A 13,957-nucleotide genomic window follows, 5' to 3' on the forward strand; every position below is an offset into this window, starting at 1 on the left:
GAGACAGCTCAGATGCGTACCACCCAGTTCTTCGCGCTGGCCGCCGCCGGCGTGCTGGCGACGGCCGGTCTGGCCGCCTGCTCCGACTCCGACAAGGGTGACTCGGCCGCGACCGGCGGACCGATCGTGGTCAAGGCCAGCGACACCGCCTGCGAGGTCGGCACTACCGATCTGGGCGCCGGCACCGCCACCTTCAAGATCACCAACTCCGGCGCGAAGGTGACCGAGTTCTACGTGTACGCCGAGGGCGACCGCGTGCTCGGCGAGGTGGAGAACATCGCCCCCGGGCTCAGCCGTGAGCTGCACGTGGAGCTGCCGGCCGGCACGTACCAGACGGCCTGCAAGCCCGGGATGAGCGGCAAGGGCATCCGGGGCGCGCTCAAGGTCAGCGGGTCGGCGCAGCCGCTCACCGCCGACGCCGCGCTGGGTGACGCCACCGAGAACTACCAGCGCTACGTCAAGAGCCAGACCACCGCGCTCCTCGACAAGACCGAGGAGTTCGTCGGCGCGGTCAAGGCCGGCGACGTCGTCAGGTCCAAGGCGCTCTACCCGGTCGCCCGCACCTACTGGGAGCGGATCGAGCCGGTGGCCGAGATCTTCGGTGACCTCGACCCCAAGATCGACGGCCGCGAGGAGGTCATCGAGGAGGGGATGGAGTTCACCGGCTTCCACCGGATCGAGAAGGACCTCTGGCAGTCCGGCGACATCAGCAAGGACGGCCCGATCGCCGACCGGCTGCTGGTCGACGTCAAGGAGATCGTGGCCAAGGCCAACGCCGAGAAGCTCTCCCCGCTCCAGCTCGCCAACGGCGCGAAGGAACTGCTCGACGAGGTGGCCAGCGGAAAGATCACCGGCGAGGAGGACCGCTACTCGCACACCGACCTGTGGGACTTCGCCGCCAACCTGGAGGGTTCGAAGGCCGCCGTGTCCGCCCTCCGCCCGGCGCTCCAGCAGCGCGCACCGGAGCTGGTCACGCAGCTGGACACCGAGTTCGCCAACGTGGAGGCGCTGCTCGGCAAGCACCGCGACGGCGACGGGTGGAAGCTGCACACCGCGTTGAGCAAGGCCGAGCTCAAGGAGCTCTCCGACGGGATCAACGCGCTCGCCGAGCCGATCAGCAAGGTCGCCGCGGCCGTCGCGAAGTGACCGGATGGCAGAGGGAGTCGAGTCGATGAGCGGAAGCAGGTTCACCCGACGCCGGGCGATCACCCTGGCCGGCGCCGGGGTGGCGGGGGTCGCCGGAGTGGCGGCCGGCGCGGGGGCACTGCTGAACGGCTCCCATGGCCCGGCCGCGGCGAGCGACCACCCGGCCGGGGCGGTGCCGTTCCACGGTGAGCACCAGGCCGGCATCGTCACCCCGGCACAGGACCGGCTGCACTTCGTCGCCTTCGACGTGATCACCAAGGACCGGGCCCGGCTGATCGAGTTGCTCGAGGAATGGACGGCCGCCGCCGCCCGGATGACCGCGGGGCGGGACGCCGGGATCCTCGGCGCGGTCGGCGGGATGCCGGAGGCCCCGCCGGACGACACCGGCGAGGCGCTCGGGCTGCCCCCCTCGCAGCTCACCCTGACGATCGGCTTCGGGCCGACGCTGTTTCGCGACTCCGACGGCCGGGACCGTTTCGGCATCGCCGACCGGCGGCCCGCGGCCCTGGCCGAGCTGCCGAAGTTCCCGGGTGACGCGTTGCAGCCGCAGCTCTCCGGTGGCGACCTCTGCGTACAGGCGTGCGCCAACGATCCGCAGGTGGCGGTGCACGCAATCCGTAACCTGGCTCGGCTCGGCATGGGCGTGGTGAGCGTCCGCTGGTCGCAGCTCGGCTTCGGGCGTACCTCGTCGACCTCCCGCGACCAGGCCACCGCGCGCAACCTGTTCGGCTTCAAGGACGGCACGGCCAACCTCAAGGCCGAGGACACCGACCTGCTGCGCGACCAGTTGTGGGTGCAGCCGGGCGACGGGCCGGACTGGATGGCCGGGGGCTCGTACCTGGTCACCCGCAAGATCCGGATGCTCGTGGAGACCTGGGACCGCACCTCCCTCGCCGAGCAGGAGGAGATCGTCGGCCGGAGCAAGGGCAGCGGTGCCCCACTCGGTCGGGCCGACGAGTTCGACGAGCCGGACTTCGCGGCGCGCGGCACGGACGGCAAGCCGGTGATCGCCGAGCATGCCCACGTCACGCTGGCCCACCCGAGCCGGAACAGCGGCGCCCAGTTGCTCCGCCGGGGCTACAACTTCGTCGACGGCTCGGACGGCCTCGGCCGGCTCGACGCGGGCCTCTTCTTCATCGCCTACCAGCGCGATCCGCGCCGCCAGTTCGTGCCGATCCAGACCCAGTTGGCCCGGCACGACGTGATGAACGAATACCTGCGGCACGTCTCCAGCGGTGTGTTCGCCTGCCCACCCGGGGTACGCGACGGCGGCGACCACTGGGGGCGCGCCCTCTTCGGGTGACCGTCGTCGAGATGGCGACAGCGGAATCGGTCCGGGCTGCGGTGGCGCCGGGCGGCGCCGAAGGGGGATCATGGTGGCAGCCAGGCCCGGGACCCATCCGTGCGCCCGGCGCCGCAGCACGTGGCGCATCTACCGGCAGACGCCGGTCCCACCGAACTGAATGAGGATGCAATATTAATCCCATGAGAGCCCGCGTACTGGTGGTCGACGACGACCCCGCGCTCGCCGAGATGCTCGGCATCGTGCTGCGTAGTGAGGGCTTCCTGCCCTCGTTCGTAGCGGACGGCGAGCGGGCGTTGGCCGCATTTCGTGACAGTCGTCCCGATATCGTGCTGCTTGACCTGATGCTTCCCGGTATGAGCGGTATCGACGTCGCCCGGTCCATCCGGGCGGAGTCCGGCGTGCCGATTGTCATGCTGACCGCGAAGAGCGACACCGTGGATGTGGTGCTGGGCCTGGAGTCCGGTGCCGACGACTACGTGGTCAAGCCGTTCAAGCCCAAGGAGCTGGTCGCCCGGATGCGGGCCCGACTGCGCCGAGGCGAGGACGTGGCCCCCGAGATGCTGACCATCGGGCCGCCCGACAACCAGATCACCATCGACGTGCCCGCGCACACCGTCAGTCGTAACGACGAGGAGGTGAAGCTGACTCCGCTGGAGTTCGACCTGCTGGTCGCGCTCGCCCGCAAGCCACGTCAGGTCTTCACCCGTGAGGTGCTGCTGGAGCAGGTCTGGGGTTACCGGCACGCGGCCGACACCCGCCTGGTCAACGTGCACGTCCAGCGGTTGCGGGCCAAGATCGAGCCGGACCCGGAGCGACCGGAAATCATCCTCACCGTGCGGGGCGTGGGTTACAAGGCGGGGACCGGATAGCCTGGTCGCACTGTGTCGACCACGCCCCCACCCTCCCCGAGCACGCCTGCCCGCCGGCCCAGCGCCGGCGGGGAGGTCTGGCGTGCGGTGAGCGGCCGGGTCGCCCGCGTGGTGGCCCGGGTGCACCAGACCTGGCGGCGCTCGCTCCAGGTGCGGGTCGTGACCATCACGCTGGTCGCGTCCAGTCTGCTGGTCGGCGGTTTCGCGTTCCTGATCGCCGACAAGATCACCACCATCCTGCTCGACAGCGCCCGCAGCGACGTCCGGCAGAGGGTGACCGGCGGCGCCAGCTATGCCGCCAAGCAGGTCTCGCTCTACGGCCAGCCGCAGGAGGCGCAGCTCCAGGAGACCATCGACGGCACTGTCAACTACCTCGCCGGTGGCGACCCTCAGCAGACCAGCGGGGTGGTGGTGGCGATCACGGCCAACGACTATCCCAGCGAGATCCAGACGCGCACCGCGCCCTCCGCGAACGTCCAACAGCTGATCAGCCCGGAGCTGCGGGCCGCGGTCGCCGACGGCAAGGTCGCCAGCCAGATCCGCACCGGCCGGCTCACGGGGAAGTCCACCAAATACCTCGTGTACGGGTCGCCGGTGCCCACCAGCTTCGGCCAGATCGAGCTCTACTATCTGGTGCCGCTGACCGGGCAGGACAAGACCGCCGCCGACGCCCGAGCCACAGTGGTGGCCACCGGGGTCGCCCTGGTGATCCTGCTCGGGCTGCTCGCGGCGCTGGTCACCCGACTGGTGGTCAATCCGGTCCGGGTCGCCGCGCGCACCGCCCAGCGGCTCTCCGCCGGGCTGCTCGACCAGCGGATGGTGGTCAACGGCGAGGACGACCTCGCCCTGCTGGCCGCCTCGTTCAACCAGATGGCCACCAACCTGCAACGGCAGATCCTGCGCCTGGAGGAGATGTCCCGGCTGCAGCGCCGCTTCACCTCGGACGTCTCGCACGAGCTGCGTACCCCGCTGACCACGGTCCGGATGGCCGCTGACCTGATCTTCGCCGAGCGCGACGAGTTCGACCCGGCGGTGGCGCGCAGCGCCGAGCTGCTCCAAGCCGAGCTGGACCGGTTCGAGGAGCTGCTCACCGACCTGTTGGAGATCAGCCGGTTCGACGCCGGTTTCGCCATGCTGGATTCCGAGCCGACCGACCTGGTGCCGGTGGTGCACCGGGTGGTCGACCGGCTGGCCGGCCTGGCCGAGCGGGTGGGCGTCCCGATCGAGCTCGACCTTCCGGGCGCGCCGGTGATCGCCGAGGTCGACCCGCGCCGGGTCGAGCGGATCCTGCGCAACCTGGTCGGCAACGCCGTCGAGCACGGCGAGGCCCGTCCGGTGCTGATCACCCTCGGCGCCGACGAGACCGCAGTGGCGATCACCGTCCGCGACCGGGGTGTGGGGCTCAAGGTGGGCGAGGAGAAGCTGGTGTTCAACCGGTTCTGGCGGGCGGACCCGTCCCGGGCTCGGCAGACCGGTGGCACCGGCCTTGGCCTGTCGATCAGCCTGGAGGACGCCCGTCTGCACGGCGGCTGGCTGGAGGCGTGGGGTGCTCCCGGGCAGGGCGCGCAGTTCCGGCTCACTCTGCCGGCCCGCGCCGGCGATCGGCTGACCACCTCGCCGCTGCGGCTGGTGCCGGCCGACGCCGCGCTGCCCTTCGGTGGCCCTCGCGACGGTGGCCCGCTGGCCATCGGCCCGGGCACCGGCGGGGCGGTGGCGATCGGCCCGGCGCCGACCGGGGACGGACAGCGGGCGGAGGTGCGCTCATGAGACGGCCCTCTCTGCTTGGGGCACTCGGTGTGGTGGTGCTGCTCGGTGCCGGCTGCGGCATCCCGGCCGGGTCCGACGTGCGGGTGGACGGCAAGGGCGGGGCTGTGACCGGGGCCGGCGGGTTCGACGTCCGGCGCAGTGAGCCGCCGACGCGGACCGCCGGCGGCAGCGACAACGAGGTGTTCCTGCGCAACTTCCTGTCCGCCGCCGCCGGCGAGCCGGACCGGGCGTACGAGCGGGTCAAGGCGTTCGTCGCCCCGGAGGACAAGTCCCGTCTGCAGGACAAGAAGGGCAGCGAGGTCGCGCTGAACGTGGTCCGGCTGCGCGAGGCGGTCTACACCCTCAACAGCGACTCGACCACCACTGTGAAGATCACGGTGCAGCAGCTCGGTGTGCTGCGGGCCAACGGCACCCTCGCCCCGCCCGTGGCGACCGAGTCGGAATACGAGTTCGGGCTGCGCAGCGCGGCGTTGGACGGCGGCGCCAATGACGAGCGCGCCGGCCTCTACGTCCTCGACCCGCCGAACGTGCTGCTGCTCAGCGACGTCGCCCTCAAGCAGTACTTCCAGGAGGAGACGATCTACTTCTGGAGTTCCGACCGCAGCCGGCTGGTGCCCGACCAGCGCTACCGGCCGGTGGCGGTGCCCAACGAGCGCCGGGTCAACGAGGTCGTGAAGTGGCTGGTCGGCGGCCCTTCCGACTGGCTGCGCCCGGGTGTCGTCGGGCTGCCCGACCGCACCGAGCTGATCAACAATGCCACCGGCGCGAACAACCGGTGGGAGGTCAACCTGGACATGTCCGGTGACGACCAGAACGGCATCGACCAGCTGATCACCCAGCTCGCCTGGTCACTGGGCGACCTGACGGGCGAGCTGGAGTTGAAGATCCGCAACAACTCGCAGCCCGTGCAGGACCTGAACGAACGACGCAACTCCCAGCAGCTCTACCCGAACGCCCAGAGCCCACAGCGGTTCGGCGTGTACGAGGGCGCCGTCCACCCGCTCGACTTCGACGGCGAACTCAGTGGGATGGTGCCGCTGGCGCCCGAGGTCAACCGCAACATCGTCTCCGCCGGCCTCGCGTTGGCCCGGGATCAGCGGGTCCTCGCCGGGATGGTGGTCAACGGCAGCAGCAGTGGCCGGTACCGCCTCGCCGTGGGCACGGGTGTCGCGCCGGTGTCGGTCATCAACCGCAGTGGCACCGAATACTCCTCGATGAGCCGACCGGTCTGGCTGCGTACCGTAGACTCTCGTGCCGATCGCGGCCTGGTCGTGGCCGACGGACAGCTCTACCGGTTCGACGAGGCGGCGCGGATGTATCCGGTGCCGCTCAACCTGCCCACCGCTGACGTCACAGCGGTGGCCGCCGCGCTGGACGGTCAGCGGGTCGCGGTGATCGCCGGTGGAAAGCTCTACGTCGCCGCGGTCAACCTGGACGGCGGCGGCGTCTCCGTCGGGCCGCCGAGGCAACTGGCCACCTCGCTGACCGGCCTCACGGCGGTCGACTGGGGCAGGGAGGACCGACTGGTGGTGGCGGGGTCCGCAGGCCAACAGGCGATCTACGAGATCAGCGTGGACGGCGCCGTGGAGACGCCCCTACGGACCGACGTGGGTGCCAAGGTCAACCACCTGACGGCATACCCGACCAACCGCGTCGTGCGGGTCCCCAGCGGGGCCTACATGTACGAGGCGAACGGGGTGGCCTACCGCAGCAGCCCGTTCGAGCGGATCGAGCCGGACCGCGTGCGGGACATTGCCCCGGTGCCGGCCGGCGTCCGACCGAGCAACCCGTCGGCACCGTTCTTCCTCTACTGACACGGTGAGCGGGCTCTGGGCGGACCTCACCGACCTGGTGCTGCCCGCCACCTGCGCGGGTTGTCGGGAGCGCCGGGCCGACCTGCGGCACGGGGTCTGCCCGGCCTGCGTCGAGGCACTGGACGCGCTGCGTCCACGATCGGTCCGCCCCACACCTGCCCCGCCGGGCCTGCCGTCCTGCGTCGCCCTCGGCCCGTACGCGGGCCCGCTGCGCGAGGCGCTGCTGGCGTACAAGGAACACGGCCGGCACGGTCTGGCCCGCCCACTCGGGGCCCTGCTCGCCGAGGTTGTCGCGGCGGCGGTCGGCGTGGCCCGTCCGGTGGCGCTGGTCCCGGTCCCGGACACGGCGGCGGCAGCCCGCTCCCGGTACGGGGATCACCTGGACCGGCTCGCCCGGCACTGCGCGGCCCGGCTCAACCGGGGCGGCTGGGCGGCGCAGGTGCATCGTCCGCTGCGGGCGTTGCCCCGCCCGGACTCGGTGACCCTGGACAGCACCGGGCGGGCGGCCGCGGCCGAGGCCGCGTTCCAGCCCCGCTCCGCCGCGCCTGGCTGGCCCCGTGCCGCAGCCGCGGCCCCGGTCGTGGTGCTGCTCGACGACATCGTCACCACCGGCGTCACCCTGGCCGCCGCGACCAGGGTGCTGACCGCGACCGGGTGGGCACCGAGTGTCGCCGCGGTACTCGCGGCGACCGAGAAAAGACACCAGTCGTAACCGATCGTGTTTCCGTTTCACCCGTTGGTGTATGAGCTGCGAAAAATCCTGGGCCGTCTCGGCAACATGGGGTGACTGTCGAGCGAACAGGAGTTAGCGTTTCGCTGTCGGGGGTAGGAGGTTCGTTCCACCCCGCCCCCGGCGGTGAGAGGAGGCGTAGCCGTACCAACCGGTCGACGCCAGCGGGTCTCCCCACGGCGCGCGACCGGGTAACCGGATCGAAGACCGTCCGAACAAGGGAGGTCACGTGGACATCGTGGTCAAGGGCCGAAACGTCGAAGTACCGGACCATTACCGGGTGCACGTAGCCGAGAAACTCGCAAAGATCGAACGCTACGACCACAAACTTATTCGTGTCGATGTCGAGCTTTTTCACGAGCGCAATCCGCGCCAAGCCGACCACTGCCAGCGGGTGGAGATCACCTGCATTTCCCGGGGCCCCGTCATTCGGGCCGAGGCGTGCACCAACGACTTCTACAGCGCGCTCGACGCGGCCATCGCGAAGCTCGACACCCGGCTGCGCCGCGCGGCCGACCGTCGCCGCGTACACCGGGGTCGGCAGACGCCGATCTCCGTCGCCGAGGCCACCGCGGGCCTGCCGGTCGCGGACCTGGTGGCCCCCGCCCTGAGCGCGCCGGCTGACGGCGCCCGCGCCGGCACCGCCGTCGCGGAGCGGGTCGAGGAGGAGTACGACGACCAGCAGCCGTGGCACATCGCCCGGGAGAAGGTGCACCCGGCGGAGCCGATGACGATCGACGACGCGCTGTTCGAGATGGAACTGGTCGGGCACGACTTCTACCTGTTCCAGGACAAGGAGTCCGGCCGCCCGAGCGTCGTCTACCGGCGCCACGCGTACGACTACGGCATCATCTCCCTCGCCACCGACCGGTAACGAGACGCGTTGATCAGGGAGTTGTGGTGGGGAAGCCCCCGCCACAACTCCCTGATCCGTCAACGGAGGTCGGTGGGCAGCAGCGCGAAGGTCAGGTCGTCCAGGCGGGTGCCGGCCAGCCCGGGCAGACGGCCCCGTTGCAGGGCCTCGCGCTCGAACCCGACCCGCTCCAGCACGCGGTGCGACGCGGTGTTGTCCGGCACCGTGCCGGCGGTCAGCCGCGCCATCCCGGCCGGGCCGAACGCCCAGCCGGCGAGCAGTCGGATCGCCCGCGTCGCGTACCCCCGGCCGCGCCAGTCCGGCAGCAGCGCATAGCCGACCGACGCCTCGCCACTGGCCACGTCGGTGTACGACAGCCCGCAACTGCCCGCCGGTTCCCCGCTGGCCACGTCCGTGATCAGCAGTCGGGCGATGTCGCCGGTCAGCCATCCGCTCTCCGCGAGACGGCAGCGCCGTTCGATCGCCTCCCGCGTCGGCGGTACGGGCGGCGCCTGGTTCGCTACCACCTCGGGTCGACTGTGCAGCCGGTACATCAGCTCCGCATCGCCGGGCGCGAGCCGGCGCAGCGCCACCACCTGATCGGTGAGCACACCGTCGGGCAGATCGGGCAGCAGCCGGGCGGTCGGGCCGGGCGGATCCCCGGCGAGGCGTACCCAGGCCAGCAGATCGTGCCGCCCCGTGTTCCGGTTGCAACCGGCCGACCGCCGCGAACCCTCGTAGCGGAAGCCGGCGGCCAGCGCGACCCGCTGGCTCGGCCCGTTCTCCGCGTCGGTGAGCAGTTCCAGTCGGGCCGTCCCGGCGGCGAACGCGTGCTCGCTCAGCGCGCGGGTCGCCGCCGCGGCCACCCCGCGCCCGCGCGCCTCCGCCCGCACCCAGTACCCGATCTCGGCCTGGCCCCGGGTGGGCACCGGATTGCTCAGTCCCACCGTGCCGAGCAGCCGGTCGGTGGCCGGGTCCGCGATGGCGTACGCGGCGCCGCCGCCGGCCCAGGCCGCGGGGGCGCCGGCGTCGATCCACCAGCGGGCGTCGGTCTCGGTGTACGGCGACGGCAGCCCCGAGATGAACCGCTGGGTCAGCGGATCCGCGCAGCCGTCGACCACGTCGGCGATGTCCTCGGCGCGGAATGGCCGCAGTCGCACCCCGAACGCCTCGACGACCTGCTCAAGGCTCATGTCAGGTCCTTGCTGAGCAACGAGGCCACCCAGACGTCGACCCGCTCGCCGCGGTGCTGCACGCCGGCCCGGGCCGTTCCCTCGAACGTGAAGCCCGCCTTCTCGGCCACCCGGCGGGAGGCGGTGTTGCCCACGTTCGCCTTCCACTCGATCCGGGCCAGGCCCAGCGTCGTGAAACCCCAGGCGCTGAGCGCGACCAGCGCGGCCGGCATGTACCCGCGGCCACGGGCCGCCGGGGCGGTCATGAAGCCCACGTCGGCCAGCAGCGCGTCGGCGGGGGAGAGCCGCAGGTCGAGCGAGCCCGCGTACCGGTCGTCCGCGTCGGCGATCACGAAGTGGGCGGCGTCTCCCCGGGCCCAGGCGTCCTGGCCGTGGATCCGGTAACCCTGTGCGTCGGCGCGGTCGTACGGGTCCGGCACCGTCGTCCAGCGGACGGTCTCCGGGTCCTGACAGGTCTGCACCACGGCGTCCAGGTCCTGCTCCTCCATGGGGCGCAGGCGTATCTCGCCGGCGCCGGCCGTGGCGAACAGGACGGGCTGCGGGCGGCCGAAGACGGCGGCCCGCCGGGCGGCGAGGGTGCCCGGGCCGGCCGGCCCGGTCGACCCGGGTGCAGGCACCTCGCCGGGCAGCAGCGACCCGATCCAGGTGTCCGCGCCACGGTGCGGCGTCGGGTGGGCCATCCGCAGCCGGCCGTCGACCCGGAAGCCGGCGCGTAGTGCGACCAGCCGGGAGGCGTGGTTGCCCACCTCGGCGTGCCAGATCAGCCGGCGTAGCCCGAGGCTGTCGAAGGACCAGCGGGCCAGCGCCCGGGTGGCCCGGACCATCACTCCCCGGCCGCGCGCCCAGGGGGCGGTCCAGTAGCCCACCTCACCGGTGCCGGCCTGGTCGATCGAGATCAACCCGCACGAGCCGAGCAGGTCGCCGGTGGCCGGGTCGCAGACCGCGAAGGGGGCTCCGGTGCCTTCCGCCCAGGCCTGTCCGCTCACCTCGGTGACGAAACCGTGAGCGTGTTCCGGGCGGTATGGGCGGGGTACGGTTGTCCAGCGCTGAATGTCCGGGTCCTGACATGCTCGGTGCACGGCCTCGGCGTCCGCCTCCCGCCAGGGCCGCAGCAGCACGCCGTCCTCGATGATCTCCACGGGCTCCACTCGTGCATCCTGCCGTAGCGTTCGCCGACGGCGTAACCGGATAACGTTTGGAGCGTGCGCAGGACGCGAGTTATGTCGGGTTCGGCGGGGTCGCGCACCGCCACCAGTGACCATCGGGCCGATGCAGCGCCTACGATGGTTCGAGACTGTCTAGGGGAGCGTTGATCCGTGTCGATTCTGGAAAAGGTCCTTAACGCGGGCGAGGGCCGCATGGTGCGGCGGCTCAAGGCCATCGCCAATGCCGTCAGCTCGATCGAGGACGACTACGTCAACCTCACCGACGAGGAACTGGCCGGCATGACCGAACAGTTCCGGGAGCGGCTCGACGAGGGGGAGACCCTCGACGACCTGTTGCCGGAGGCGTTCGCGGTGGCCCGTGAGGCGGCCGCCCGGGTGCTCGGCCAGCGCCCGTACGACGTCCAGGTGATGGGCGGCGCGGCGCTGCACTTCGGCAACATCGCCGAGATGAAGACCGGTGAGGGCAAGACGCTGACCTCGGTCATGGCCGTCTACCTCAACGCGCTCTCCGGCAAGGGCGTCCACGTCATCACGGTCAACGACTACCTCGCCCAGCGTGACGCGGCGTGGATGGGCCGGGTGCACGAGTTCCTCGGGCTGACCGTCGGCGTGGTGCTGCCCAACCGGCCGGCCACCGAGCACAAGGCCGCCTACGAGTGCGACATCACCTACGGCACCAACAACGAGTTCGGCTTCGACTACCTGCGCGACAACATGGCCTGGTCGAAGGAAGAGCTGGTCCAGCGCGGCCACAACTTCGCAGTGGTCGACGAGGTCGACTCCATCCTGATCGACGAGGCACGCACCCCGCTGATCATCTCCGGCCCGGCCGAGCACTCGGCCCGCTGGTACGGCGAGTTCGCCGGCGTGGTGGCCCGGCTCCAGCCCGGCACCGACGGTGAGGGCGACTACGAGGTCGACCACTCCAAGCGCACCATCGCCGTGACCGAGCGGGGTGTCGCCAAGGTCGAGGACCGGCTGGGCATCGACAACCTGTACGAGTCGGTAAACACCCCGCTGGTCGGCTACCTCAACAACGCCATCAAGGCCAAGGAGCTCTACAAGCGCGACAAGGACTACATCGTCAGCGACGGTGAGGTCCTGATCGTCGACGAGTTCACCGGTCGCATCCTGCACGGCCGTCGCTACAACGAGGGCATGCACCAGGCGATCGAGGCCAAGGAGGGGGTGGAGATCAAGCAGGAGAACCAGACCCTGGCCACGATCACCCTCCAGAACTACTTCCGCCTCTACGAGAAGCTGTCCGGGATGACCGGTACGGCGCAGACCGAGGCGAGCGAGTTCAACAAGGTCTACAAGGTCGGCGTCGTGACGATCCCGACCCACCGCCCGATGGTTCGCGAAGACCGGCCGGACGTCATCTACAAGACGGAAAAGGCCAAGTTCAACGCGGTCATCGAGGACATCGCCGAGCGGCACCAGATGGGCCAGCCGGTGCTGGTCGGCACCGTCTCGGTGGAAAACTCCGAGATCCTCTCTCAGCTCCTGCGCCGACGCGGCATCCCGCACAACGTGCTGAACGCCAAGTTCCACGCCCGGGAAGCCGAGATCGTCGCCCAGGCCGGGCGTAAGGGCGCGGTCACCGTGGCCACCAACATGGCCGGCCGCGGCACCGACATCCTCCTCGGCGGCAACCCCGAGTTCCTCGCCGCGAACGAGCTGCGCCAGCGTGGCCTCGACCCGCTGGAAAACGAGGAAGAGTACGCCAAGGCGATGGAGGAGGTCCTTCCCACGTGGAAGCAGGCCTGCGACGCCGAGGCGGACGAGGTCTCCGCCGCCGGTGGCCTCTACGTGCTGGGCACCGAGCGGCACGAGTCCCGGCGGATCGACAACCAGCTGCGCGGTCGCGCCGGCCGGCAGGGTGACCCGGGCGAGTCCCGGTTCTATCTGTCCCTCCAGGACGAGCTGATGCGGCGCTTCAGGGCCGGAGCGGTCGAGGCCGTGATGGAGCGCTTCAACATCCCGGAAGACGTGCCCATCGAGTCGAAGATGGTCACCCGGCAGATCAAGAGCGCCCAGGCCCAGATCGAGGGCCAGAACGCCGAGATCCGCAAGAACGTGCTCAAGTACGACGAGGTGCTCAACAAGCAGCGCCAGGTCGTCTACGCCGAGCGGCTCCGGGTGCTCAACGGTGAAGACCTCTCCGACCAGGTCCGCAACATGATCGACGACACCGTCGAGGCGTACGTGCGTGGCGCCACCTCCGAGGGCTACGGCGAGGACTGGGACCTTGAGCAGCTCTGGTCCAGCCTGAAGCAGCTCTACCCGGTCGGCGTGACGATCGAGGAGCTTGAGGAGGAGGCCGGCGGCTCGCGTGCCGGCATGGACGCGGACTTCCTGGTCTCCCGCCTCAAGGAGGACGCGAACGCCGCGTACGACCGGCGCGAGGAGCAGGTTGGCACCGAGGGGGTGCGCCAGCTCGAGCGGATGGTGCTGCTCCAGGTCATCGACCGCAAGTGGCGCGAGCACCTCTACGAGATGGACTACCTCCAGGAGGGCATCAACCTCCGGGCGTACGCCCAGCGCGACCCGGTGGTGGAATACCAGCGCGAGGGCTTCGACATGTTCGCCACCATGATGGAAGGCATCAAGGAGGAGACGGTCGGCTTCCTCTACAACGTCGACGTCCAGGTGACCGAACCGGAGCCTGAGGAGGGTTCCGAAGAGGTCGCGCTGCTCGACAAGCCGGTGGAGATCCGGGCCAAGGGCCTCAACCGCGCTCCGCAGCGGCAGGGCCTGCAATACTCCGCTCCCACCATCGACGGTGAGGCCAGCCCCGGCGCGGTCGCCGTCGAACAGGCCGAGCAGCAGGCTCCGGCGCTCGGCGTGGGCCGACCGGCCCCGGGTGCTCCGGCGGCGCCGGGGCAGACCGCGCCGTCCGCCCCGCAGCGGCCCGCCTCCGGGCTTCGCGGCCCGGCGGTTCCGTCCGCCGCTTCCCGCCGGCCTGCACCGAACCAGGCCGAGGCGAGCAACGGCCCGTCCCGCAACGCGCCGTGCCCGTGTGGCTCTGGCCGCAAGTACAAGCGCTGCCACGGCGCCCCCAACGGCGGCAACTGACCGACAGCACTGACGAACGGGTCCCGGCCATCAGG

At 70.9% G+C, this 13,957-nt stretch carries 10 protein-coding genes; 8 read left to right on the forward strand and 2 right to left on the reverse strand.

The window, feature by feature from the left end; all coding sequences use genetic code 11:
* Positions 1-12 precede the first annotated feature (12 nt).
* The 7 genes from efeO to hpf all read left to right on the forward strand — a co-directional run bounded on the left by efeO (position 13) and on the right by hpf (position 8,506).
* Positions 13-1,146 carry an iron uptake system protein EfeO gene (gene efeO / locus GA0070619_RS01060; RefSeq protein ID WP_088946317.1) on the forward strand — a complete coding sequence of 378 codons (1,134 nt, stop codon included), beginning with the start codon at positions 13-15 and terminating at the stop codon, positions 1,144-1,146.
* A 25-nt stretch (positions 1,147-1,171) separates the two neighbouring features.
* The gene (gene efeB / locus GA0070619_RS01065) at positions 1,172-2,449 is read left to right on the forward strand and encodes an iron uptake transporter deferrochelatase/peroxidase subunit (RefSeq protein WP_088946318.1); all 1,278 of its coding nucleotides are present in this window, start codon (positions 1,172-1,174) and stop codon (positions 2,447-2,449) included.
* A gap of 182 nt (positions 2,450-2,631) precedes the next feature.
* The gene (mtrA, locus tag GA0070619_RS01070) at positions 2,632-3,321 is read left to right on the forward strand and encodes an MtrAB system response regulator MtrA (protein WP_030331519.1); all 690 of its coding nucleotides are present in this window, start codon (positions 2,632-2,634) and stop codon (positions 3,319-3,321) included.
* 12 nt (positions 3,322-3,333) lie between these two features.
* The gene (gene mtrB, locus GA0070619_RS01075) at positions 3,334-5,088 is read left to right on the forward strand and encodes an MtrAB system histidine kinase MtrB (RefSeq protein ID WP_088946319.1); all 1,755 of its coding nucleotides are present in this window, start codon (positions 3,334-3,336) and stop codon (positions 5,086-5,088) included.
* Complete coding sequence (locus GA0070619_RS01080; RefSeq protein ID WP_088946320.1) at positions 5,085-6,902, forward strand: LpqB family beta-propeller domain-containing protein; 1,818 nt, start codon at positions 5,085-5,087, stop codon at positions 6,900-6,902. The genes mtrB and GA0070619_RS01080 overlap by 4 nt, the downstream gene beginning before the upstream one ends.
* Before the next feature lie 37 nt (positions 6,903-6,939).
* A complete protein-coding gene (locus tag GA0070619_RS01085; protein ID WP_088951481.1) occupies positions 6,940-7,614 on the forward strand; it encodes a ComF family protein in 675 nt (224 codons plus the stop codon).
* 247 nt (positions 7,615-7,861) lie between these two features.
* Entirely contained in the window at positions 7,862-8,506 is a 645-nt protein-coding gene (gene hpf, locus GA0070619_RS01090; RefSeq protein ID WP_088946321.1) for a ribosome hibernation-promoting factor, HPF/YfiA family, read from the forward strand.
* Between the two features lie 59 nt (positions 8,507-8,565).
* Here hpf and GA0070619_RS01095 read toward each other — a convergent pair whose 3' ends face one another.
* Entirely contained in the window at positions 8,566-9,678 is a 1,113-nt protein-coding gene (locus GA0070619_RS01095) for a GNAT family N-acetyltransferase (protein ID WP_088946322.1), read from the reverse strand.
* On the reverse strand, positions 9,675-10,826 hold the full coding sequence (locus GA0070619_RS01100) for a GNAT family N-acetyltransferase (RefSeq protein ID WP_088946323.1): 1,152 nt from the start codon (positions 10,824-10,826) through the stop codon (positions 9,675-9,677). The genes GA0070619_RS01095 and GA0070619_RS01100 overlap by 4 nt, the downstream gene beginning before the upstream one ends.
* Before the next feature lie 168 nt (positions 10,827-10,994).
* On the opposite strand from GA0070619_RS01100, the gene secA reads away from it, so the two are divergent.
* Positions 10,995-13,922, forward strand: a complete 2,928-nt coding sequence (gene secA / locus GA0070619_RS01105) for a preprotein translocase subunit SecA (protein ID WP_088946324.1) — start codon at positions 10,995-10,997, stop codon at positions 13,920-13,922.
* Positions 13,923-13,957: the final 35 nt, after the last annotated feature.

This window comes from Micromonospora zamorensis (genome assembly GCF_900090275.1).
Taxonomy (GTDB): domain Bacteria; phylum Actinomycetota; class Actinomycetes; order Mycobacteriales; family Micromonosporaceae; genus Micromonospora; species Micromonospora zamorensis.

Coding starts and splice junctions, on each gene's coding strand:
- mtrA (WP_030331519.1), top strand. CDS start 2,632: ATGAGAGCCCGCGTACTGGTGGTCGACGACGACCCCGCGCTCGCCGAG.
- efeB (WP_088946318.1), top strand. CDS start 1,172: ATGAGCGGAAGCAGGTTCACCCGACGCCGGGCGATCACCCTGGCCGGC.
- efeO (WP_088946317.1), top strand. CDS start 13: ATGCGTACCACCCAGTTCTTCGCGCTGGCCGCCGCCGGCGTGCTGGCG.
- GA0070619_RS01080 (WP_088946320.1), top strand. CDS start 5,085: ATGAGACGGCCCTCTCTGCTTGGGGCACTCGGTGTGGTGGTGCTGCTC.
- GA0070619_RS01095 (WP_088946322.1), bottom strand. CDS start 9,678: ATGAGCCTTGAGCAGGTCGTCGAGGCGTTCGGGGTGCGACTGCGGCCA.